At 62.8% G+C, this 20799-nt stretch carries 17 protein-coding genes and 1 riboswitch; of the genes, 9 read left to right on the top strand and 8 right to left on the bottom strand.

Going from position 1 to position 20799, the window contains the following annotated elements; genetic code table 11:
• Window positions 1–15: 15 nt before the first annotated feature.
• A riboswitch (cobalamin riboswitch) is annotated at window positions 16–218 on the bottom strand.
• Window positions 219–511: 293 nt separating this feature from the next.
• The 3 genes from RHIBR816_RS0123185 (at window position 512) to RHIBR816_RS0123175 (ending at window position 3656) form a co-directional block, all read left to right on the top strand.
• Window positions 512–1108: a DUF6656 family protein gene (locus RHIBR816_RS0123185; protein ID WP_018238991.1), complete on the top strand. Its 597-nt coding sequence runs from the start codon at window positions 512–514 to the stop codon at window positions 1106–1108.
• Window positions 1109–1187: 79 nt separating this feature from the next.
• A complete protein-coding gene (locus RHIBR816_RS0123180; RefSeq protein ID WP_018238990.1) occupies window positions 1188–2162 on the top strand; it encodes an L-threonylcarbamoyladenylate synthase in 975 nt (324 codons plus the stop codon).
• A 60-nt stretch (window positions 2163–2222) separates the two neighbouring features.
• Window positions 2223–3656, top strand: coding sequence for an FAD-binding oxidoreductase (locus tag RHIBR816_RS0123175; protein ID WP_018238989.1), 1434 nt, complete (start codon window positions 2223–2225; stop codon window positions 3654–3656).
• Window positions 3657–3677: 21 nt separating this feature from the next.
• Here RHIBR816_RS0123175 and RHIBR816_RS0123170 read toward each other — a convergent pair whose 3' ends face one another.
• Window positions 3678–5987, bottom strand: coding sequence for a DUF1217 domain-containing protein (locus RHIBR816_RS0123170; RefSeq protein WP_026187340.1), 2310 nt, complete (start codon window positions 5985–5987; stop codon window positions 3678–3680).
• A gap of 329 nt (window positions 5988–6316) precedes the next feature.
• On the opposite strand from RHIBR816_RS0123170, the gene RHIBR816_RS0123165 reads away from it, so the two are divergent.
• Complete coding sequence (locus tag RHIBR816_RS0123165; RefSeq protein ID WP_018238987.1) at window positions 6317–6883, top strand: DUF6101 family protein; 567 nt, start codon at window positions 6317–6319, stop codon at window positions 6881–6883.
• Between the two features lie 439 nt (window positions 6884–7322).
• On the opposite strand, the gene ubiA is transcribed toward RHIBR816_RS0123165, so the two are convergent.
• Together ubiA and RHIBR816_RS0123155 are read right to left on the bottom strand one after the other, a co-directional pair.
• A complete protein-coding gene (gene ubiA / locus RHIBR816_RS0123160; protein WP_018238985.1) occupies window positions 7323–8282 on the bottom strand; it encodes a 4-hydroxybenzoate octaprenyltransferase in 960 nt (319 codons plus the stop codon).
• Between the two features lie 56 nt (window positions 8283–8338).
• A complete protein-coding gene (locus RHIBR816_RS0123155; protein WP_018238984.1) occupies window positions 8339–9151 on the bottom strand; it encodes a helix-turn-helix domain-containing protein in 813 nt (270 codons plus the stop codon).
• Between the two features lie 108 nt (window positions 9152–9259).
• Between RHIBR816_RS0123155 and RHIBR816_RS0123150 the strand changes: the two genes are divergently transcribed.
• The 5 genes from RHIBR816_RS0123150 to RHIBR816_RS0123130 all read left to right on the top strand — a co-directional run bounded on the left by RHIBR816_RS0123150 (window position 9260) and on the right by RHIBR816_RS0123130 (window position 15948).
• Window positions 9260–10453: an MFS transporter gene (locus RHIBR816_RS0123150; RefSeq protein WP_018238983.1), complete on the top strand. Its 1194-nt coding sequence runs from the start codon at window positions 9260–9262 to the stop codon at window positions 10451–10453.
• 104 nt (window positions 10454–10557) lie between these two features.
• Window positions 10558–11598: a spermidine/putrescine ABC transporter substrate-binding protein gene (locus RHIBR816_RS0123145; protein WP_026187339.1), complete on the top strand. Its 1041-nt coding sequence runs from the start codon at window positions 10558–10560 to the stop codon at window positions 11596–11598.
• Window positions 11595–13985: a bifunctional diguanylate cyclase/phosphodiesterase gene (locus RHIBR816_RS0123140; RefSeq protein WP_018238981.1), complete on the top strand. Its 2391-nt coding sequence runs from the start codon at window positions 11595–11597 to the stop codon at window positions 13983–13985. Before RHIBR816_RS0123145 ends, RHIBR816_RS0123140 begins: the two co-directional genes overlap by 4 nt.
• 89 nt (window positions 13986–14074) lie before the next feature.
• Window positions 14075–15346: a phosphoribosylamine--glycine ligase gene (gene purD, locus RHIBR816_RS0123135; RefSeq protein ID WP_018238980.1), complete on the top strand. Its 1272-nt coding sequence runs from the start codon at window positions 14075–14077 to the stop codon at window positions 15344–15346.
• A gap of 101 nt (window positions 15347–15447) precedes the next feature.
• Window positions 15448–15948: a plant virulence effector HPE1-like domain-containing protein gene (locus tag RHIBR816_RS0123130; RefSeq protein ID WP_018238979.1), complete on the top strand. Its 501-nt coding sequence runs from the start codon at window positions 15448–15450 to the stop codon at window positions 15946–15948.
• 110 nt (window positions 15949–16058) lie between these two features.
• Here the strand turns inward: RHIBR816_RS0123130 and RHIBR816_RS0123125 are convergent, their stop codons facing one another.
• The 5 genes from RHIBR816_RS0123125 to glyS all read right to left on the bottom strand — a co-directional run bounded on the left by RHIBR816_RS0123125 (window position 16059) and on the right by glyS (window position 20752).
• Entirely contained in the window at window positions 16059–16559 is a 501-nt protein-coding gene (locus tag RHIBR816_RS0123125) for a DUF523 domain-containing protein (protein WP_018238978.1), read from the bottom strand.
• A 45-nt stretch (window positions 16560–16604) separates the two neighbouring features.
• Window positions 16605–17198: a LysE family translocator gene (locus tag RHIBR816_RS0123120; protein ID WP_018238977.1), complete on the bottom strand. Its 594-nt coding sequence runs from the start codon at window positions 17196–17198 to the stop codon at window positions 16605–16607.
• Window positions 17199–17202: 4 nt separating this feature from the next.
• Window positions 17203–17583, bottom strand: coding sequence for a cupin domain-containing protein (locus RHIBR816_RS0123115; protein WP_018238976.1), 381 nt, complete (start codon window positions 17581–17583; stop codon window positions 17203–17205).
• A 41-nt stretch (window positions 17584–17624) separates the two neighbouring features.
• A complete protein-coding gene (locus RHIBR816_RS34560; protein ID WP_018238975.1) occupies window positions 17625–18524 on the bottom strand; it encodes an AraC family transcriptional regulator in 900 nt (299 codons plus the stop codon).
• A gap of 62 nt (window positions 18525–18586) precedes the next feature.
• A complete protein-coding gene (gene glyS, locus RHIBR816_RS0123105) occupies window positions 18587–20752 on the bottom strand; it encodes a glycine--tRNA ligase subunit beta (protein WP_018238974.1) in 2166 nt (721 codons plus the stop codon).
• Window positions 20753–20799 lie beyond the last annotated feature (47 nt).

The following is a 20799-nucleotide window of genomic DNA, read 5'->3' as shown; positions in this document are numbered from 1 at the left end:
CCGCCGCAACCAGTTACGGTCGTTTCGCTTCAAGGCTGGTTTCCGGGCTCTGGAGCGGCCCGAAGGCCTTGCCCGGCGCCTTCCCGGACAATGTCCAGTGGCTTTTTGCCGCGGCTTTCGCTCCACCACCGTTGCGGGGGCAGCGCCGGAGTTTGACCGGCTTCCCAATTCTCCGCTCCTCCCTGCGAAGAAGCGGCACCTTGAGCACTCCGAATCTAAGCGGCCAGATGGGCTCGGCAATTGCCGGTGAGCGACATTCCGTTCCAGAAAGACGACAGAGATTTTCGCCGCTGGCGCGTTGGAAGTCTTGTGGCATTTTCTATAATAAACAATGTGATAGATGCATTTTCCGGAAAGTCGCGCTTTTTTCGGAATGGCATCCCGGCCGCGAAGATCACGGGCCATTTTGCGACATAAAGCGATGCACGGCGCCCGAAATACTCCGTTAACCATAGTGATTTAGCGTTCGTTGGCGGTGCAATCCGTTCAGCGACAGGTGACGCAGAGGTCGATGGCAAAGCTCAGATATTACGACGCCGGCAAGGCGCAGGCGGCGACGCCGAAAACGGCGGTCCACACGGAGTTCCTGCGCACCGGGCGAATTGACCGACGCCGCCCGTGGTTGCCCGAGCAGCGCCGCTACATGACGCATGAGGAAGTGGCAGAGAGAACCGGACAGAGATTACAGACGGCGGGAGAGACGACCCATAGGCGGATCAACGGCTTCCATGCCTCCATCCAGTTTCCGAGGATGATCTTCCACCGGACACTCGCCGACAGTCCCCATCTCGGCTATTGCCATGTGACCGCTGCGCGGACCCATCTCGCGCGATCACGAGACGTCACCTGGGCGTTTTATTTTGCCAACTTCTTCTCCGACCTCGGCGACGAGACGCACTTCTTCGAACGTATACAGACAAGCTACTCGCGCATGTATTTCGCCGTCGCCATTCAACCCGGCACCGAAGAGGGGCGGATGGTCGTCGATCGCAATGTTCGGGGTAACGGTCTGATCTTCCGGACGCAGGACCCGAAGGTGGCGCTCAAGAACGTCCTGATGCTCGGCGCACGCGACGAAGCGCTGCGGCGCATCATTCGCAGCCTCTGACGCCGGTCATCGACAAAGAAAATCGTTCTGTTTTCCCTCCTCCTCCGTTAAGGAAGCGACGGAAAGGATCAGTAACGCCATGGCCGAAGTCATCGATACGCGCAGCGAACCGGATCGGGCGATCGAAACGGCCTGCGCGGTGCTTTCCGAAGGTGAGCCTGTCGCGATCCCGACGGAAACCGTCTACGGCCTTGCAGCGGACGCAACGAGTGCCGATGCGATCAGCCGTATCTACGAGATGAAAGGCCGGCCCCGTTTCAATCCGCTGATCTGCCATGTCTCGGACATGGGAATGGCCGAAGCGCATGTAATATTCGACCCGATTTCCAGGCGGCTTGCGGAAGCCTTCTGGCCCGGACCGCTGACGCTGATCCTCACGCAGCGACCCGAAAGCACCGTGCACGCGCTTGCCTCGGCCGGCCTCGACACGCTCGGGATCCGCATGCCTGAAGGTTTTTCCCGGCGGGTGATCGCGCATTTCGGGCGCCCGCTGGCGGCGCCGAGCGCCAATACGTCCGGCAAGATCAGTCCGACCAGCGCCGTGCATGTGGAGGCGGACCTCGGCTCGAAACTGAAGCTTATCCTCGATGCAGGCCCCGCCGAAATCGGCCTCGAGTCGACGATCATCAAGGTCGACGACGGCAGGATCCGGCTGCTTCGACCGGGCGGTCTCGACGTCACCGAAATCGAGGCGCTCACCGGTCTTCCTGTTGAAAGGCCGGAAACGGCTGGGGCGACGATCGAGGCACCGGGCATGCTCGCCTCGCATTATGCGCCGTGGGCCGCGGTGCGGCTCAACGCCGAGGACGTCCGCCAAGGGGAGGCGCTGATCCGCTTCGGCGGCAAGGTACTGCCCGGCGAGAGTAGCGCGGCGATCGTGCTCGACCTCAGCCCTGCGGGAAATCTCAGGGAAGCGGCCGCCAATCTTTTCGACTATATGAAAAAGGCGGATGCGAGCGGCGCTCGAACCATCGCTTTCGGGCCAATCCCTAGCGAAGGCCTCGGCGAAGCGATCGTCGACCGGCTCGAACGGGCCGCGGCTCCGAGGGTCTGACCGGAAGCGCAAGACCTGTGCAGCCCGGCTGTTTCGGCAATATAAATCGCAGGCAGGGACATGAGCACAGCAATTCCTTCTCCCGAACTGATCGCCTCGTTCACGGACATCGTCGGCCCCGGCCATGCGCTGACCGGGCCGGCGGAGACGGCGCCCTATCTCGTCGAATCGCGCGGGCTTTACCGCGGCACGACTCCGCTCGTGCTGAAGCCCGCTTCGGTCGATGAAGTGTCGCGCATCCTGCGGCTCGCCAGCCAGACCCAGACGGCGATCGTGCCACAGGGCGGAAACACCGGCCACGTGGCCGGCCAGATCCCGCGCGAAGGCAAGGCCGACGTGGTGCTCTCGCTCGAACGGCTGAACCGCATCCGCGATATCGACGCGGTCGGCCATGTGATCGTCGCCGACGCCGGCTGCATTCTCGCAGACATTCAGAAGGCGGCGGACGACGTCGACCGGCTGTTCCCTTTGTCGCTCGGATCGGAAGGTTCGGCGCGGATCGGCGGCAATCTCTCGACCAATGCGGGCGGCACCGCCGTGCTTGCCTATGGCAACATGCGCCAGCTCTGCCTGGGGCTGGAAGTCGTACTGCCGACGGGAGAAATCTGGGATGGCCTCCGGCGGCTGAAGAAGGACAATACCGGTTATGACCTGCGTGATCTTTTCATCGGCGCGGAAGGCACGCTCGGCGTTATCACCGGCGCCGTCCTGAAACTGTTCCCGAAACCGCGCGGCCATCAGGTCGCCTTTGCCGGCTTCGCAAGCGTTGAGGATGCGCTCGCTCTCTTCGACCGGGCATCGAGCCTCTGCGGCCCCGCCTTGACCGGCTTCGAGCTGATGCCGAGGCTCGGCATCGAATTCACCACCCGCCACATACCGGGCGTTCGCGACCCGATGGAAACGACCCATCCCTGGTATGCGCTGATCGATGTTTCCACCGCGGACGCCGCCGAGAGCGCCGAGCGGATGCTGCAAAGCCTGCTTGAGGCGGGCATCGCCGACGGCCTCATCGAAAACGCCGTCATCGCCCAGAGCGAAGCGCAGCGAAAGGCGCTGTGGCACATGCGCGAAAGCATGTCGCCGGCGCAGAAACCCGAGGGCGGCTCGATCAAGCATGACGTCTCGGTGCCCGTGTCGAGCATTCCCGCGTTCATGGCCGAGGCGGACGCAGCAGTCATGACGGCGATCCCCGATGCGCGCATCTGCGCCTTCGGCCACATGGGCGACGGCAACATCCACTACAACATTTCCCAGCCGGTCGGCGCGGACCGCGAAGCCTTTCTGGCCCGCTGGCGCGACGTGAACGCCATCATTCATGCCATAGTGCTCAAATACAATGGATCGATATCGGCCGAACACGGCATCGGTCAGTTGAAGCGCGACGAACTCGCGGCAATCCGCTCGCCGATCGAGATGGAGCTGATGCGACGGATCAAGCACGCTTTCGATCCGGCCGGAATCATGAATCCCGACAAGGTGCTCCGGCAGGATTGAGGCGGAAAGCCGCGCCTCTCCCTACCCGCCCATCCTCAATTGCGACAACGTCAGGAGCGTATCGGCACTGATACCGACGCTGCTGCCGCTGCTCGTGAGCACCGACACGGCCGGATCGACTTCGGTATTGTTCTCCAGATCGTAGAGCACGGCGAAGCGCGCCAGCAGCTTCTTCAGTTCAGCCGGGTCGCTCAGCGTTTCAAGATCGAGATTCTTTTCGACGACTTTTGCCTGCTGGTCGATGTCCATCGAGCTGAACTCGTCGGGCAGGCTGAAGATCGTGCGGAACACTTCGGCAAGCGCATCGTCGGCGAGGAGATCGTAGGCGTCGACGAGCGAGCCCGCCTTCCGCTCGAAATAGAGCGCGAGGCGGACACCTTCGTTGTCCTCGCCCGCCTGCTCTTCCAAGGTCTGGCGCAGATATTGATCAAGCGTCTCGTAAAGCCCGTTGCGCGTGACGATGACATCCTTGTCCTCGCGCAGCACGTTTCCATCGCTGTCGAAATTGAAGGAGGTAACGAGCGAGATATAGGCGGCGGAATTCTCCTGTTCGTTGATGACGCTCTTGGGGTCGTCGAGATCGGAGGTGAATATCTCGCGGAGAAAATCGGCGGTCACGCCCTCCGGGTCGATGCCGTTCGCCTCGAGCGCAATGGTGACGAGACGCGTGTCCGCCAGAAATTCGTCGAGCGAGGAAAGCTTGGCGACCTCCGCCGTATAATATTCGCCTTCCTCCTGGGCCTTGGTCTTGTCGTCCTCCGACCCAAAACGGGACTTGATGACGATGTAGTTCTTCGCGGTTTCCTGAATCTGCGTTTCCGATTGGGCCAGCGCCGGCGCGCCGATTTCGCCCTCTGTCGTAAAGTTGAACAGTTTGGCGAGCGTCAGGTATCGCTCATCCTTGAGGGTGTAGACGAAGCTTTTTGGGTCGGTAAGGTCGCTGGTCAGAACGCGCTTGATGGTGCGTGCGCTTGCCGTGTCCGGATCCAGGCCGACGGCCTGAAGGGCGAAATCATAGATCGAAGCGGAATTGATGAAGTCGTCGACGGACGTCATGCTGGCGACGGCGGTCTTGTAGGCGCTGACCGCCTTCTCATCCGCTTCATCGTCCTTGTCGTTATAGCGCGTCATGTAGCGGCTGGAGGTAAGCGCCATCTGGGCTGCGGTCTGCGCATTGTCGCCGTCGGCCAGCGCCCCGTCCTCCTCAAAATTGAAGGCATTGGCCAGCGCGAGGTAATTCTCGTCGCCGCCGCCGATCGTGTTGACGTAGCTGTCCGGGTCGTCCGGATCGCTTGTCAGGATGTTCTTGATCGTCGCAGGCACGATCGTCACACCGGTGAGGTCGAAGGCGGTCCTGATATAACTGTAGAGTCGCTCATCGGCGGTAAGCTCGGCGACGGTCGTGATGCTCGCGATCTTCTCCTCGAAATAGGCCTTGTTCAACAACGCCGCCTGTGACGTCACGCGGGAATTGCTGGAGACATAGAGTTCGTTGACGGCCTGCGTGTTCTCGTCAGTCTGCGCCGCACCGGCGGTCGCCGTGCCGTCGGCGCCGAAATCGAATGCCGCGGCCAGGTCGAGATAGTTGTTGAGCGTGGAAATGGAATTCGCGTAGGTCGTTATCTTGCTCTCGAGTTCCGCCTCTTCCTCGTCGGTGAGACCGCCTGCAGTCAACTGCGCCTCCGCCGCCGCTTTGGCGGTCTCGAGTTCGGAGAGCTTCGGAGCAATCACGGTATTCTCGTAGCTGCTCGCATCGCCGGAATTGCTGGAGAGCACGCTGCGGAGCGTCTGGCGGGAATAGGTGTTCTCGTCGATACCGAAAGCCGTGAAGACGTAGGCCCTCAGCCGGTCGTTGTTGAGGAGCTGATCGACGCTGGTGATCTTGTCGATCATGACATTGTAGTAACGGGTTTCCTCCTTCTGGGTCTCCGCAATATTGAGAATGCTCGTATCGTAGAGTCCGATGATCTCGTCGAGTTGTGCCTCCGTCTGCGAGACGGCGGTGCCGCCACTGAAGCTGTAGGCAAGAGCGAATTCCCGATAGCGGTCGTCCGTCAGCTTGTTCGCAAAGCTGTTCTCGTCGGAGAGATCGCTTTCCAGCACTTTTCGCATGAAGGCGACCGAATCGATCATTTCCTCCAGGCCAAAAGCCTTCATCGCGTAGGAATAGAGACGGTAGTCGTCGAGGAACGCGTCGACCGAACTCACATTGCCGATATTGTCCTTGTAGTATTGCGTATCGCGCGCGACGAGCGTCTGTTCCGACACGCGTTTCAGGCTGACCTTCATGTCCCGCGTGATGAGATTATAGTCGAGATAGGTCGAAACCATGCGCGCCGCCCTGCCAACAAGGATCGGGGACAGCCGGAGTCGCGACATCCCCGAAGTCTCTTCATATCGCTTGAAGCTGGCGCAACAGGCTTGTGCGTGGCTTTTCCGCCGACCGCCCGCAGACCCGCAAAATGCCGGCAATCTTGTTGACGAAAGAGAAACCTTGCCGCCTCGGCTTTTGCTAACCATCGGAGGACGCAAAGTTTTTTTAACCGCGATTTTTAAGTCGTCCGGAAGAGGGGCCGCCTATCCTCCCGCCCATAGAGGACGAAAACGTCCCGAGAAGAAGACCGGGAACCGGCTCTCAAGGAAAACAAGGGCGATAAAAAATGCGCAACACACTCTCTCAACCGGCATGGGCCGGAAATACGCTGCGGCTCGATCCGAAGCGTTTTCCGCAACAGGCGTCCTACGTCCTGCGCGGCGATGTGGGCAATGTGAGCATCAGCCTCGACCAGCGTGGCGCTGTCCTTCGCAAGGTGTTACCATCCAGCGGCCTGCCCCTTTCGATCGCCTTGCCGGCGCGAGCATTCAAGGGCGTGGCGGCGCGAGCCATCGACCATGGCGACGGAGAGGTAACTGTGACGCTGGAGCTCCATCACGACGATCCGGATCTTTGCATCCCGCTGCTCGTTGCGCACGATCTTTCCGACATAGCGGCCGACTGGCGTGCCTGGGCGGAGGCCTACCGCATCCCGATGCTGATGGTCGAAGCGGACGGCGTTGCCCGGCCGCTCGAAGAACATCTCGGTGAAATCCGCACCGCCCCGGTAAAACCGCGCCGGCGGCACTCCTTCTTCGCCGAGCGCCGGCCACGCTTCCTCGTGCGCCGCTCCACCGGCACGCTCGGTGTGCATATGAAGATCGACGGCCGCGAGATCATCGCCCGGCACTGACGCGTGCCGCACTACATCGTTCTCCAGTGCAAAAGCCGGCCAATCCCTGCGGCCGGTTTTTGTTGTTGCGCGGACACGACGCGGACCCGGCGCCGTGGGTGTTACGGTGGAAACAGCAGCCCCGCCTTCATCCTGCCACAAGCGGTTCATAGCCGAGGCAACGAATGAAGGAGATACCGATGCGCAAGCACCTGCTCGCCCCCCTCTTCGCCCTTTGGGCCGCTTTGCGTGGGCGCAATAGCGTCAGACGGCGCAAAGCCGACGCCGAACCGAGCTGGGCTTAGCGCATCGGCCCGAAAATCGGACTCGATTTTCGGAAAGCTCGATGCGTAGATTCAAAGACTTACAGCGACCTTTGTGCGTCCTAAAGGACGACGGCGCTGTAGTCGCGCATCACACGAATTCAACTCGGCATCCTCCGGATCCTCCGGAGGATTCTTCATATCAAGCGCAGGAGAAGCGCGAGCACGAGCCCGGCGAAGACGATCAATCCGACGACACCGTTGAACTTGAAGAGCGCCAGGCACTGCTCAGGGTCGCGAATGTTCAGCACCAGGATCTGATAGCCGAGCATGACAGCCGCCACCACAAGCCCGAGATGGGCGAAGAAGCCGGCGCCCGCCGCCAGGAATGCAAGAAACATCAGAAGTACGGTCAATCCGTAAAGGCCGATCAACCAAGGCCGCGGATTGTCGCCGAAACGGCGTGCCGTCGAACGGACACCGATCAAGGCATCGTCCTCCCGATCCTGGTAGGCATAGATCGTGTCGTAGCCGATCGTCCAGGCGATTGCCGCGGCGTAGAGGAGGATGGCGGCAAAGGACAGCGACCCGAATTCCGCCGACCAGCCCATGATGGCACCCCAGGAAAATGCCAGCCCCAGGAAGAATTGCGGCCAGTCGGTGAAGCGCTTGGCGAATGGATAGACGGCGACCAGGCCCAGCGAGACGATGCCGAGGAAGACGGTAAAGGCGTTGAACTGCAGCAGGATGACGAGACCCAGCAGCGCCTGCAGCACCATGAAGGCCTTCGCCTGCGCGCGTGTGACCCGGCCGGACGGCAGCGGCCGCGAACGGGTGCGCGCCACCTCCATGTCGATCTCGTGATCGACAAGGTCGTTATAGGTGCAGCCGGCGCCGCGCATGGCGATGGCCCCGGCAACGAACAGAAAGACATGGAAGAGGAAACGAGCCGGGGAGAAGCTGCCGAGTGCGGCCGCGGTTCCCGCCGCCAGCGCGGCCGACCAGAGGCATGGCCACATCAGCAATTGCCAGCCGATCGGCCGGTCCCAACGGGCGAGTTGCGCATAGGGCCAGAGCGCCTGCGGCAGCGCGCGGTAGACCCAGTTCTTCGACGGTGCATCGTGCACGCGGCCGGAATCGACGGATGAGTTGTTCATGGTCCCTGTTTGGCCCCGCTTAGCCAGCCGGTCAAGCGTCCCGATGATCCGTTCAGTCAGACATCGCGACCGCGCAGATAAAGGCTCGGCGGGGCACCCAGCATGCGGCGGAACATGGTGGTGAAGGCCGCCACATTCTCGTAGCCGGCATCAAGCGCGACGGTGGTGATGGGCTCGCCATCGGCAATGCGCGGCAGCGAGGCGAAGATGCAGGCCTGCTGGCGCCAGGTGACGAAGCTGATGCCCGTCTCACGGCGGAAGAACCGGGTGAAGGAACGCCGGCTGATACCGAGGCTGTCGGCCCATTGATCGATATTGGCACTGGCGGAAGGTGCCTCCAGGAATTTCCGGCAGAGGCCGGCGAGACTGCGCTCCTGTGGAAATGGGAGGCCAAGCGGACGCTCTGCGAGGCGCGGGATCTCTTCGAGCAACAGGTCCATGATCAGCTGCTCGCGCCGATCGCACGACGTTTCATTCTCGATACGGACGAGTTCGTCGATGAGGCTGCCGGCCAGCGCCGACACCTCCAGCACCAGGGGCCGGCGCGCTCGACTCATTGCCGCGATGTAGATCGAATGCATGCGAACGTCGCTGACCATCTCGGCCGAGTGCTCCATTCCGGCAGGGATGAGCAGGGCATGGCCGGGCGGGATCATCCATCGCCCGTCTGCCGTGTGCACGAGGACCACGCCGGAGCGGGCCCACCAGAGCTGGGTCCGGCTATGGCTGTGCCACGGCACGATCAGCCCGCAGCCATAATCCCGTCCGATCGCCAGGACGGGCGCATTCGCCTTCTCGATCCACTCTAGATTTCTGAAGTGATCTGCATCCGGCAGTTCCGGCAGGTAGTGACGGTCGAAACTCTCCATATGGCCCACTCGCGAAAGAAATCGACCAAATCACAAAAGCAGGCCAGCGGCAAGGCGTTTACAGATGGATGAAAGGCTCCGAAGCGGGCCGTTCGGAAGGAACACCTCATGTCTTCGGTCACGGCTGGTAGCATCAATCCGGAAAAGACGGCCTTCTCCGTCATTCTTGCCGTCAGCTTCTGCCACATGCTGAACGACATCATGCAATCGCTGCTGACAGCGCTCTATCCGCTGCTCAAGGCGAACTACGCGCTCGACTTCGTGCAGATCGGCCTGTTGACCTTCACCTTCCAGGTCACGGCGTCGATGCTGCAGCCCGCCGTCGGGATCGTCACCGACCGCTGGGCCCTTCCCTACACCTTGCCGGTCGCCATGCTGTCGACCTGTTCGGGGCTCCTTCTTCTCGCCCATGCCGATCACTTCTGGATGCTTCTGCTGGCGGCGAGCCTGATCGGCATCGGCTCGGCGATCTTCCACCCCGAATCGTCGCGCGTCGCCCGGCTCGCCTCGGGCGGCCGCCACGGGCTCGCGCAATCCCTATTCCAGGTCGGCGGCAACGCCGGCAGCGCGCTCGGCCCGCTCCTTGCCGCCTTCATCGTCCTGCCCTTCGGCCAGGGCAGCCTAAGCTGGTTCTCGGTGGTCGCCGTTACCGGTTTCTTCGTGCTGTCCTGGGTCAGCACCTGGTACGTGCGGCATCGCCGCTCGACCATGAGCCGCGCCGTGCCGAGCCGGACCCTGCCGCTGCCCAAGGCCCGCGTCCTCTGGACGGTCGCGATCCTCGTCCTGCTGACGGCGACGAAGAACGTCTATCTCGCCAGCGTCTCCAGTTATTTCACCTTCTTCGTCATCGAAAAATTCGGCACCAGCGTGCAGCAGGCGCAACTGATGCTGTTCCTTTTCCTCGGATCCGCGGCGGCCGGGACCTTCCTCGGCGGGCCGATTGGCGACCGCTATGGCGCTCGCTTCGTCATCTGGCTGTCGATCCTCGGCGTCATTCCCTTCGCGCTCATGCTTCCTTACGCGAACCTGTTCTGGACGGGTGTGCTCAGCGTGGTGATCGGCCTCGTCTTCTCGTCGGCCTTCTCTGCGATCGTCGTCTTCGCGCAGGAGCTCGTTCCCGGCCGCGTCGGGCTCATCGCCGGCGTCTTCTTCGGTTTTGCCTTCGGCTTCGGCGGCATGGGTGCGGCGGTGCTCGGCATCTTCGCCGACAGCCATGGCATCGAATTCGTCTACAGGATCTGCTCCTACCTGCCGCTGCTCGGCATCTTCACCGTGTTCCTGCCGAAAATCCCGTCGCGATAGCCTCTCATGACGGAGCGGTGCATGGCTCGCGCCGCCCCGTAAGCATTCCTAAATTATTGCCGGTTACCGTCTGCCAGTGGGGGTTGAAGGGCGAGGGGCAAGGAATGAGAAGGCGCGCGGCTACATCCGTCTTTCTGGCGACGTTGCTTTGCGCGGCCGCAAGCCGCGCCGAAACGCTGAACTTGCTGATCTGGGAAGCCTATATCGACCAAGGCCTCATCGACCGATGGACGCAGGAGACGGGCGTCTCGATCCGTCAGATCAATTTCGATAGCGACGACGCCCGCGACGAGATTCTCGCCGATCCGAGCAACAATATCGATCTCGTCGTCGTCGATGAGAACGGCGCGCAGCTTTTCGGTAAGAAAGGCGTTCTCGAGCCGCTTGAAGAGGCAAATTTGCCCACGCTCGCCGACTATGAGCCCAAGTGGCGCGATCGCTGCGCCGGACGCGGACTGCCCTATTTCTCCGGAACGGTCGGCATTCTCTATCGGTCCGATATCATCGCGCGGGCGCCGACCTCCTGGCAGGACATGATGCGGCCGTCAGTGTCGCTCAAGAAGCACATCGCGATGTTCGACGACCATACCGAACTCTTCGTGCCGCCGCTGATGCTGCTCGGCACATCCATCAATGCCAGCGAAACAGGAACCTTGAAGGCCGCCTTCGATCTTCTGAAGGCGCAGGCGCCGGCCGTGCTGACCTACGACTATGTCATCACCGCCATCCAGGACGGGGCGACCGGCAAAGAGATCCATATGGCGCTCGGCTACAGCGGTGACCAGCACGTCCTCAATGACAAGGTCGGCAAGCCGGGACTCTGGCGCTATTCGGTCCCCCGGGAAGGGACGCTTTCCTGGCTCGACTGCGTTTCGGTTATCGCAGGTTCGCCCCACAAACAGCGCGCCTTGGAGTTCCTCGACTTCATCGGTTCGCCGGAAGGCGCCGCGGCCAACGCCGTTGCCTTGACGATGCCGACCACGAGCAGCGCGGCATTGAAGCTTCTACCGGAAGCGATGCGCTCCGATCCGGAGATCTATCCGCCGGCCGCGACCCTGGCAAAAAGCCAGTACCAGCAGGAACTCTCGATCCAGTCGGTCCAGGCGCGCCGACGCATCATCAGCACATTGGCGAATTTTCAGTGACCCTCAGCAAGCGTGCACTCTATCTGATCTTTCCGGTCGTGCTTCTCGGCTACCTGCTTGCGGCGCTGTCGGTCTACTTCGCCCAGGAGCGCTCCATTCAGGCGCTGGAGAAGGCGAAGCTTTCCCAACGGCTCGAGCACGCGGCCGCGGTTTTCCAGAACGAGGTTCACCGCAGCAGGAGCTTCCTCAACGCGCTGCTGAACGGCAACGTCCTGCGCCAGTTCGTGGCCGAGGCCGATGAGCGCTACCGCGTCACCGCACACGGCACGCGTCTGCAGGAAAGCATAAAGTCGCTGTCGGAGGATCCGATAGCCTACATCTCCTTTGCGGTCCTCAACTCGAAAGAAGAAGCCGAATACTATTTCGAGAACAGCTGGGATCCCTTTGCCGAGATCGACGAACCCCAGCGCGACCTTGCAAGAAAGCTGATCGCCGGCAAGCGGCTGAGCGACTTAACCTATCTCGAGCCGACCGGCGACCGGCCGCGGATCGTCTACTCCCTCTTCGTCGACCCGGTCACCTTCGCCCGGCCGATGCCGAGCAACAAGACCAATGCGCTGCTGATGCAGATAGCCGTCCTGCCGGACCGGTTCCTCGCAATGCAGGCGGCACTGAAGAAGGAGTACGGAGCCGATCTCGTTCTCCAACCATGGCCGCTCGCCGTCACCGACAGGCTTTCGGCGAGCACGCCCCTCGGTACGCAGCTTTACGCGACGATCGTCGTCCCGGACGACTATCTCGGGGCCCAAGTGCTGCGCCGCAAGGTGCTGCTTGCCTGTGGCGCTCTCGCCATGAGCCTGATTTCCATTTTCCTGATCGTGCTGTTGATCAGGCGTTTCATCACCGGGCCGATCGCGAGCCTCGACGCCGATGTCACGGCGGTGATGAACGGCCAGCGTGACGATATCCGGGACATGGACGAAGCGGGCGAGATCGGGCGTTTGACCCATAACATCCGCGAGCTTCATGGCCAGTCTGCCAATGCGCTGCGCCTGGTGCAGCAAAGCTCCTGGGCCGACACCCTCACCGGCATCAACAACCGCGGCCGCTTCAACGCGCTGGCGGCCGGCGTCGTCGAGCAAGTGATCGCTTCGGACGAGAAGTGCAGCCTCTTGTTCATCGACATCGACAATTTCAAATTCGTCAATGACAAGCACGGCCATGATGTTGGCGACGACCTGCTCAGGACGCTTGCGATGCGCATCGGGCAAACGGTGGAGACGATCACCCGGCGGAGACAGCTGGAGCCTGCCGTCCTCGCCCGCCTGTCCGGTGATGAATTTGCGGTTCTGGTGAGGTCGAACCCCGGTAAAGGCACCGTCCGCGAAATCTCGGATGCAATCCTCGCCCTTTTCGATGGCGGCTTCGAAGTTTCCGGCAAGCGCTATCCGGTGACTGCAAGCATCGGCGTGGCGATCTGCCCGGATGACGCGACGAACATCGCCGAACTGATCTCCAATGCCGATGCCGCCATGTACCAGGCGAAATCCGGCGGCAGGAATCGCTCCTCTCGTTTCTCGCGTGCGCTCCACGACAAGCGGACGCGGCTGCGCCAGATCCAGGAGGAACTGCGGGGACTCGATCCTGACGAGCAATTCCGCCTGGTCTACATGCCGATCGTCAACGTGCGCGGCCAGGTCACCGGCTGCGAGGCCCTGTTGCGCTGGAATTCGCCCGTTCTCGGCCCCGTGACGCCGGACGAATTCGTCCCGATCGCCGAAAGCTCCGGTCTTTTCACCAAGATCGACTGGTGGGTCATCGACAAGGCGATGTCCGACTGCCGCCAGTTGAAGGCCCTTTTCGGACAAGATACGGTGCTGGCGATCAACATTTCCTCGGCGGAGCTGCATTCGCGCGCCCTCGGCGACTACCTGTCGGACTGCGCGACCCTCCATCGGCTCGAACCGCGATCGATCGACATCGAGCTTACCGAAACGTTCGCCGTCAAGATCAGCGACCAGCTTCGGCAGAACATCGAGGAACTGCGCCACAAAGGCTTCCGCCTGTCGATCGACGACTTCGGTGCCGGCTATACCTCGATCCAGCAGATCATCGACTACGCCGCGGACACGATCAAACTCGACCGGGCGCTCGTCACCAACCTCACGGCCTCGCACTCCCTTTCCGTGCTCAAGGCGGTGATCGCACTCTGCCATGCCAAGGACATGGCAGTGATCGGCGAAGGCGTCGATACGCCGGAAAAGCTCGCCATGCTGACGGCAGCCGGCTGCGACCGCTTCCAAGGCTATCTGATCAGCAAGCCGCTCTCGCTCGACGATCTGGCCATCTGGGCGCTGACCCGGACGGCGCAGCACGTCAAGGGCCGGCCCGCCGACGAGCAGTCCGGCAGCGCACGTCGGAGCTCGGGCCGCGAGGCGCGCCGGTGAATCTTGATCGCGGGGCCGGTTTTTCCTTGACCTTGCCCCGCCCAACGTCCTAACCGCAGCGCATCAATGCGCTGACGGCAGGGATGGCAATGAAGGTTCTTCTGATCGGTTCGGGCGGACGCGAACACGCGCTGGCGTGGAAGATCGCGCAGTCGCCGCAGCTTACCGCGCTCTACGCGGCACCGGGCAATCCCGGCATTGCCGAAGAGGCGACGATCGTCGCGCTCGACATCGACAACCATGCAGCTGTCGTCGACTTCTGCCGCGAGAAGGTGATCGATTTCGTCGTGGTCGGCCCGGAGGCCCCCTTGGTTGCCGGCCTCGCGGACGTACTCCGCGCCGCCGACATTGCCGTCTTCGGTCCCTCCGCCGCTGCCGCCCAGCTCGAAGGTTCCAAAGGCTTTACCAAGGATCTTTGCGCCAGATACGCAATCCCGACAGGAGCCTATAGGCGCTTTGCCGAAGGCGAGCCGGCCAAGGCCTATATCCGCGAACAGGGCGCCCCGATCGTCATCAAGGCGGATGGGCTCGCTGCCGGCAAGGGCGTCACGGTCGCGATGACGCTCGACGAGGCGCTCGCCGCCGTCGACGAATGTTTCGCCGGCGCCTTCGGCGCCGCCGGGGCCGAGGTTGTCGTCGAGGCGTTTCTCGACGGCGAGGAAGCGAGCTTCTTCTGCCTCTCGGACGGCAAGACCGTGCTGCCGCTCGCCTCGGCGCAGGACCACAAGCGCGTCGGCGACGGCGATACGGGACCGAACACCGGCGGGATGGGTGCCTATTCGCCGGCCCCGGTGATGACTGCCGAGCTGGTCGAGCGGACGATGAAGGAGATCATCGAGCCGACGGTGCGCGGCATGGCCGAAAGCGGACATCCGTTCACGGGTGTTTTCTTCGCCGGCCTGATGATCACGGCGAAGGGACCCGAACTCATCGAATACAATGTCCGTTTCGGCGATCCGGAATGCCAGGTCCTGATGATGCGCATGAAGAGCGACCTGCTGCCGCTGCTCTACGCCGCAGCGACGGGCACGCTCGACGGCATGCAGATAGAATGGCACGACGACGCGGCGCTAACGGTGGTGATGGCTTCGCGCGGCTATCCGGGAAGCTATGAGAAGAACACGCCGATCGCGGCCCTGCCCGAGGCGTCCGCCACGACCAAGGTGTTTCATGCCGGGACGGCACTCAAGGATGGCCGCCTCGTCGCCACCGGAGGCCGTGTGCTGAACGTCACGGCCATGGGGCGGACCGTCAGCGACGCCAAGGATGCCGCCTATGCAGGCGTAAACGCCGTTTCCTGGGAGAACGGCTTCTACCGCCGCGACATCGGGTGGCGTGCGGTCTCGCGCGAGAAGGCGTAAACGCCCGCAATCGCGGCATCATTCAATTTTTACCAATTCTCCTGACGGGAAGGTAAGGGAAGCCTCATATTCTCCTCCTCGATACTTTCGAGGAGAAACCGATGCGTTCCCTGCTGATCACCGCCGCCTTGACACTTGCCGCCGGCACAGCGACAGCGTCGTCGGTCGAGGACGTGACGTCCGGAACGGCGGTCAATTCCAGCGTCGCGACGATTTCCTGCTCCCAGTGCCCGCCACTGCAGCCCAAAAAGAAGGTTTCCTATGTCGTGCCCGAGCTGGCACCCGGTACCGCCAAGCTCGAACTCAAGGAAATCGATGGCGAAATGAAGTCGGTCCGTACCGAAGCCTGGCTCGGAGGATCGCCGGTCGTCTTCGTCAACAAGGCCTCGGAGGACGTCATCAAGGCCGCGGCCATGAAGGCAGATCCGGCACCGACGGGCGCGGCCGCCACCTCGATCGCCGCGGTGGCGGCCGTCGACCGGACGGCGAAGACCGCCGCGGTCGCGATCGTGGCGCGCGCCGAACCGGTGAGCGCGTCGATGGACGGCGGCAGCCGTTCACAGGAATTTGATCCGTCGGGCTTCGAACTTAGATTAGATTAGCACCATATAAATGAAGTTCCCTGCCCCATCGGCCGGATACTCAAGGCTGACGGGCGTTTCGCTGCAATGGCGAGAGGTTGCGCCCCTGAGAGAAGCAGGGGCGTAATCTTTTATAGGGCATCCTCGCCGGCAAGCCTCTCCACCAGCTGCTCGACTTCGCGGTCGGAGAAAACCTCGATGCCGTTCTGGCGAAGAAGCGCGGCGGTCACCCCCTCGCCTTTGACGCGCTCGCCGTTGAAGCTCCCGTCATACACGAAGCTGGAGCCGCAGGACGGGCTACCGTCAATCAGCAATGCGAAGCGACAGTTCGCCGCGCGTGCGAGCGCGAGAGCGTTTTCGGCGCCACGGCGAAACGCATCGGTTACGTCGCCGCCGGTCTTTTCAAGGACGCGTCCCAGACCGGAAAGGACGTTCGCACCGGTCCCGCCCATTTCGATCTCTGCCGGCGGCCGCGGAACCGGCATGCCCGCCGACATCTCGGGACAGAGGGTCACGAGCCGACCTTCCGCGCGCCAACGGTCGATCGCCGGATGGCACAGCGGTTTGGCGGCACCATCATAGCGCACCGCATGGCCCATGAGACAGGCGCTGACGAGGATCTTGGCGGTCATCGGTCTTCATAGACGGCCGGCCGCTGCTTCTTCAAGGGCGAGGCTCTATCTGAGGAATGCTACGACAACAGAGATCAACAGGAGACCGGCGAAGATGAGGTTGGCGATGCGTGCCTTCCTTGGATCGCGCAGTGTGGCGGCGATGGCAGCGCCGAAGGCGAGCCAGGTGGTATTCACGGCGATCGCGACGAAGGCCAGAACCAGAATCTTGGCAATCGCCGCAGGCTGCTGCCCTGATTCGATCAGACTGCCGGCATAGACGGCGCCGATCCCCGCATAGGCCTTCGGATTGGCGATCGCGAGAACGAACCCGCCGAGGAACGAAGGCACTGTCGATCGCCCTTCGTCCGCCGCGACCGGCGGCGCGGTGGCGATGTGCCAGGTCAGATAAAGCATATAGGCGGCGGCAAGAACCGCAACCGCCGTCTTCATGCCCGGCAGGCCGAGGAACACGGCGGTGACGCCGGTTGCTATCAGCAAAACGACAGTAACGGTGCCGAGATTGATGCCGGCGGCATAACGCAGGCTCCGCGCGACGCCATGGGCGGCGCCCATGCCGGCGAGGCTCAGCGTCGCCGGCCCGGGACTGCCCATCATCGGCAAGGCCCCAAGCGCGAGAAGTGCGAGTTCGCTGACCATCGCATCAGATCCACACGTCATTCGCAGCGGTGCGTTCGCCGCCTGCCTGTCCGGTGTTCAGCGTGCCGGTCGGCTCGATGAGCAGCATCTTCACTTCCTCTTCCGCATAGGGTTTGTGCTCGACGCCCTTCGGCACGACGTACATTTCACCCGGACCGATCGAGACCGAGCCGTCGCGAAAATCGATCCGAAGCGTCCCCTCCAGAACGATGAAGGCCTCATCGGTTTCCGGGTGATCGTGCCAGATGAAATCGCCCTCGATCCGGACGATCTTGAATTGGTAGTCGTTGAGCTCGGCGATCACGCGCGGCTGCCACTGATCGGTGAACATCCCGAGCTTCTCGGCAAAATTGATCGAGGCGTAGTTCCGGCTGGATGGGTTCATGGCTGCTTCCTCAAGCTGTCTTCAGCCCGGAATACAGCAGTTCAAGCGACCGGATCTTGAACGATCGTGCGGGATTCAATCGGCGGCAGAGGCCCCGCCATGCGCAGCCATCGGCCCGGCGAGACGCCAAAAGCCTTCTTGAAATGACGGCTCATATGCGCCTGATCGGCAAATCCGGCATCGAGCGCGGCTTGTGCCGTCGGGACGCCTCGCCGGAGGCCGGCCTTCACCGCCTCGAGGCGCCGTTGCACGAGATATCGATAAGGACTCGTCCCGAACAGCCGGCGGAAGTCGCGGCTGAGGCCCCAACGGTCGCGGCCGCTGATCGCCTCGAGCTTCTCCAGCGTTGTGGTGCCTTCGGGCAGGTCATGAAGATAAAGGCGCGCGCGCTCCGCCGCGCGATAGTCGAGCGCCCCGCCAACCTTGCCAGGACCACCGGCCGCGGCTTCGAGCGCATGGGCAAGTTCGAAGAGGCCGTCCTCGAACTCCAGGACATCGATCCGGGTATCCGTCGCCGGCAACAGGGCATGGACGGCAGCGAAGAGGCGCGGGTCGGATGAAAGGCCTCCCTTGATGTAGGGCAGCGGCCGGCCGCCCAGGACTCCCTGGACAGCGGCTGGCTCGATATAGATCATCCGGTAGCGGAATCCGTCCTCGGCACCGGCTTGGCCGTCATGCAATTCGTCCGGATGCAGCACCATCGTCGTACCGGGCAGGCTGGTGCGCTCGGCGCCGCGATAACGAAAACTTTGAACGCCCGAAAGCGTCTGGCCGACGGCATAGGTATCATGCCGATGCGGTTCGTAGGCGCGTCCGGCGAAGAAGGCTTCAATGCGCTCGAAGGGGATCGCGTCGTCGGCCACGGCGATCCAGTCGCCGCGCCGCCTCAGGCCCGGAGGCTCGATGGCACCTGCACCTGCGCTCGGATGATCGCTCGTCATTCTCCACAGATAGGATGGAGCCCGCCGGTTGTCGACGGGCACCCGATCGCACCGGGCGGCCTTTATCCCGAGATCTTCGAGAAGTCGGCAACTTCGCCGGTCGCGGAGCGGATCAGCCCCAGGAGCGCCAAGCGGTTGGCGCGGATCGCCTTGTCCTCGTCATTGACGAGCACGTCGTTGAAGAACACGTCGACCGGCTGGCGCAATTTGGAGAGCGCTTCCATGGCGGAGCGGAAATCCTCCTTGACGATCGCCTCGCGCGCATCATCGGAGGCGAGCTTGATCGAGGCGTGAAGGGTCCGCTCGGCGTCGAGCCGGAAAAGCTTCTCGTCGACGCTGGCGGCGACCTCGGTACCCTTCTTCTCTTCAGCCGCGAGAATCTGCGTGGCGCGCTTCGTGCCGGCGAGCAGGTTCTTGCCCTCCTCGTCCGTGATGAACGCCGTCAGCGCCTCGACGCGACGCGCGATCATCAACAGGTCGTCGGCCCCCGGCGTCAATACCGCGTCGATCAGGTCGTAGCGCGCCCCGAGATCGCGCAGGTAGACCTTCAGGCGATCGTGGAAGAAGGCGAGAAGGTCCGCGGCGACATCGCCGGCCACATCGGGCCGCTGCGCCTTGAGGGTCTTGAGCGCGACGTCGAAGAACGGCAGCAGCGGCAGGCGCGCCCTGCCCTCGAGAATGAGCCGGATGACGCCGAGCGCGGCACGACGCAGCGCATAGGGATCCTTCGATCCGGTCGGCTTCTCGTCGATCGCCCAGAAGCCGACGAGCGTATCAAGCTTGTCGGCAAGCGCAACCGCCACCGACACGGGATCGGTCGGCACGCGGTCGGAGGGGCCTTGCGGCTTGTAATGGTCCTCGATCGCATTGGCGACCGTGGCGTCCTCGCCTTGCAGTACCGCGTATTTGTGGCCCATGATGCCCTGCAACTCGGGAAACTCCCCAACGGCCTCGGTGCGCAGATCGGCCTTGGCAAGCACCGCGGCCCGCGCAACCAGGCCGTGACCGGCGCCGGTGACTTCGGCAAGCGCCGAGGCGATCGAACGGATGCGATCAACCCGCTCGCCCTGCGTGCCGAGCTTGGCATGGAAGGTGACGTTCAGCGCGTCGAGCTTCGCCATGCGCTGGTCGAGCGGCTTCGTCAGATCGAGCCCGAATTTCTCTGCGGACGGCTTCAGCGTTTCGAGATCCGGCAGGTCGCCCTGGTCGCGTTTCCAGAAATGCGCCGCGTCGGAGAGGCGTGCGCGCACAACCTTGCCGTTGCCGTGGACGATCTCCCTGCCGCCGTCCTTGGCCTCGATATTCGAAACGAGGATGAACCGGTTCGACAGCGTTTCTGCGCCCGGCTGCCGGGTCACGAAGCATTTCTGATTGGTCTTGATCGTCAGGCGGATGATCTCGGACGGAATTTCGAGATAGCTTTCCTCGAAGCTCCCCATCAGCACCCGCGGCCATTCGACGAGACCCGCCACTTCCTCGAGCAGGCCCTCGTCCTCGACCAATTCAAGACCGTTGGCGAAGGCGACGTTGCGCGCATCAGCGCCGATGATCTCCTTGCGGCGCTCGGCGTCGAGCACGACCTTCGCCTTTTCGAGCTTGTCGGCATAGTCGGCGAAGCGGCGAACGGTGATCGGCTCCGGCGCGTGGAAGCGGTGGCCGTAGGTGACATTTGAGGCGACGATGCCGTCGACCTCGAAGGGGATGACCCTCGTCTCCTCGGTTTCCGCACCGAAGGTGCAGACGATCGATTGCAGGGGCCGCACCCAGCGCAAGCTGCCTGGCCTCGCGGAGGCGACGCCGGAGCGCATGGACTTCGGCCAGGGAAAATCGCGAATGATCGCCGGCATCACCTCGGCGATGATGTCCTCTGCGTCCCGGCCCGGCTTGACGATGTGGGCGACGTAGAATTCGCCCTTCTTCGGATCGCTGTGGACATGGGCCTCGCCGATCGAGGAGAGGCCCGCGGCACGCAGAAAGCCTTCGATCGCCTTCTCGTTGGCGTCGGTGCGCGGTCCCTTGCGCTCTTCGCGGAGATCCGCGGAGCGGGCATTGAGGCCACGGATGTCGAGCGTCAGCCGACGGGGCGTCCAATACTCGCGCGCACCTTCATAGGTGAGACCCGACTCGACGAGCGCATCCGTCACGAGCTTCTTCAGATCGCCGGCCGCCTTGCGCTGCATGCGGGCAGGAATTTCTTCTGAGCGCAGTTCAATAAGAAGATCGGGCATGAATCGAGACTTTGTTCTGTTCCGGTGGGTGGCCTCGACTTAGCAAG

It is taken from the genome of Ensifer sp. BR816, assembly GCF_000378985.1.
Lineage (GTDB): Bacteria > Pseudomonadota > Alphaproteobacteria > Rhizobiales > Rhizobiaceae > Sinorhizobium.
Note: the sequence above shows the minus strand (reverse complement) of the source record. Positions and strands in the feature narration are given on the sequence as shown.

Coding starts and splice junctions, on each gene's coding strand:
- RHIBR816_RS0123185 (WP_018238991.1), top strand. CDS start 512: ATGGCAAAGCTCAGATATTACGACGCCGGCAAGGCGCAGGCGGCGACG.
- RHIBR816_RS0123180 (WP_018238990.1), top strand. CDS start 1,188: ATGGCCGAAGTCATCGATACGCGCAGCGAACCGGATCGGGCGATCGAA.
- RHIBR816_RS0123175 (WP_018238989.1), top strand. CDS start 2,223: ATGAGCACAGCAATTCCTTCTCCCGAACTGATCGCCTCGTTCACGGAC.
- RHIBR816_RS0123170 (WP_026187340.1), bottom strand. CDS start 5,987: ATGGTTTCGACCTATCTCGACTATAATCTCATCACGCGGGACATGAAG.
- RHIBR816_RS0123165 (WP_018238987.1), top strand. CDS start 6,317: ATGCGCAACACACTCTCTCAACCGGCATGGGCCGGAAATACGCTGCGG.
- ubiA (WP_018238985.1), bottom strand. CDS start 8,282: ATGAACAACTCATCCGTCGATTCCGGCCGCGTGCACGATGCACCGTCG.
- RHIBR816_RS0123155 (WP_018238984.1), bottom strand. CDS start 9,151: ATGGAGAGTTTCGACCGTCACTACCTGCCGGAACTGCCGGATGCAGAT.
- RHIBR816_RS0123150 (WP_018238983.1), top strand. CDS start 9,260: ATGTCTTCGGTCACGGCTGGTAGCATCAATCCGGAAAAGACGGCCTTC.
- RHIBR816_RS0123145 (WP_026187339.1), top strand. CDS start 10,558: ATGAGAAGGCGCGCGGCTACATCCGTCTTTCTGGCGACGTTGCTTTGC.
- purD (WP_018238980.1), top strand. CDS start 14,075: ATGAAGGTTCTTCTGATCGGTTCGGGCGGACGCGAACACGCGCTGGCG.
- RHIBR816_RS0123130 (WP_018238979.1), top strand. CDS start 15,448: ATGCGTTCCCTGCTGATCACCGCCGCCTTGACACTTGCCGCCGGCACA.
- RHIBR816_RS0123125 (WP_018238978.1), bottom strand. CDS start 16,559: ATGACCGCCAAGATCCTCGTCAGCGCCTGTCTCATGGGCCATGCGGTG.
- RHIBR816_RS0123120 (WP_018238977.1), bottom strand. CDS start 17,198: ATGGTCAGCGAACTCGCACTTCTCGCGCTTGGGGCCTTGCCGATGATG.
- RHIBR816_RS0123115 (WP_018238976.1), bottom strand. CDS start 17,583: ATGAACCCATCCAGCCGGAACTACGCCTCGATCAATTTTGCCGAGAAG.
- RHIBR816_RS34560 (WP_018238975.1), bottom strand. CDS start 18,524: ATGACGAGCGATCATCCGAGCGCAGGTGCAGGTGCCATCGAGCCTCCG.
- glyS (WP_018238974.1), bottom strand. CDS start 20,752: ATGCCCGATCTTCTTATTGAACTGCGCTCAGAAGAAATTCCTGCCCGC.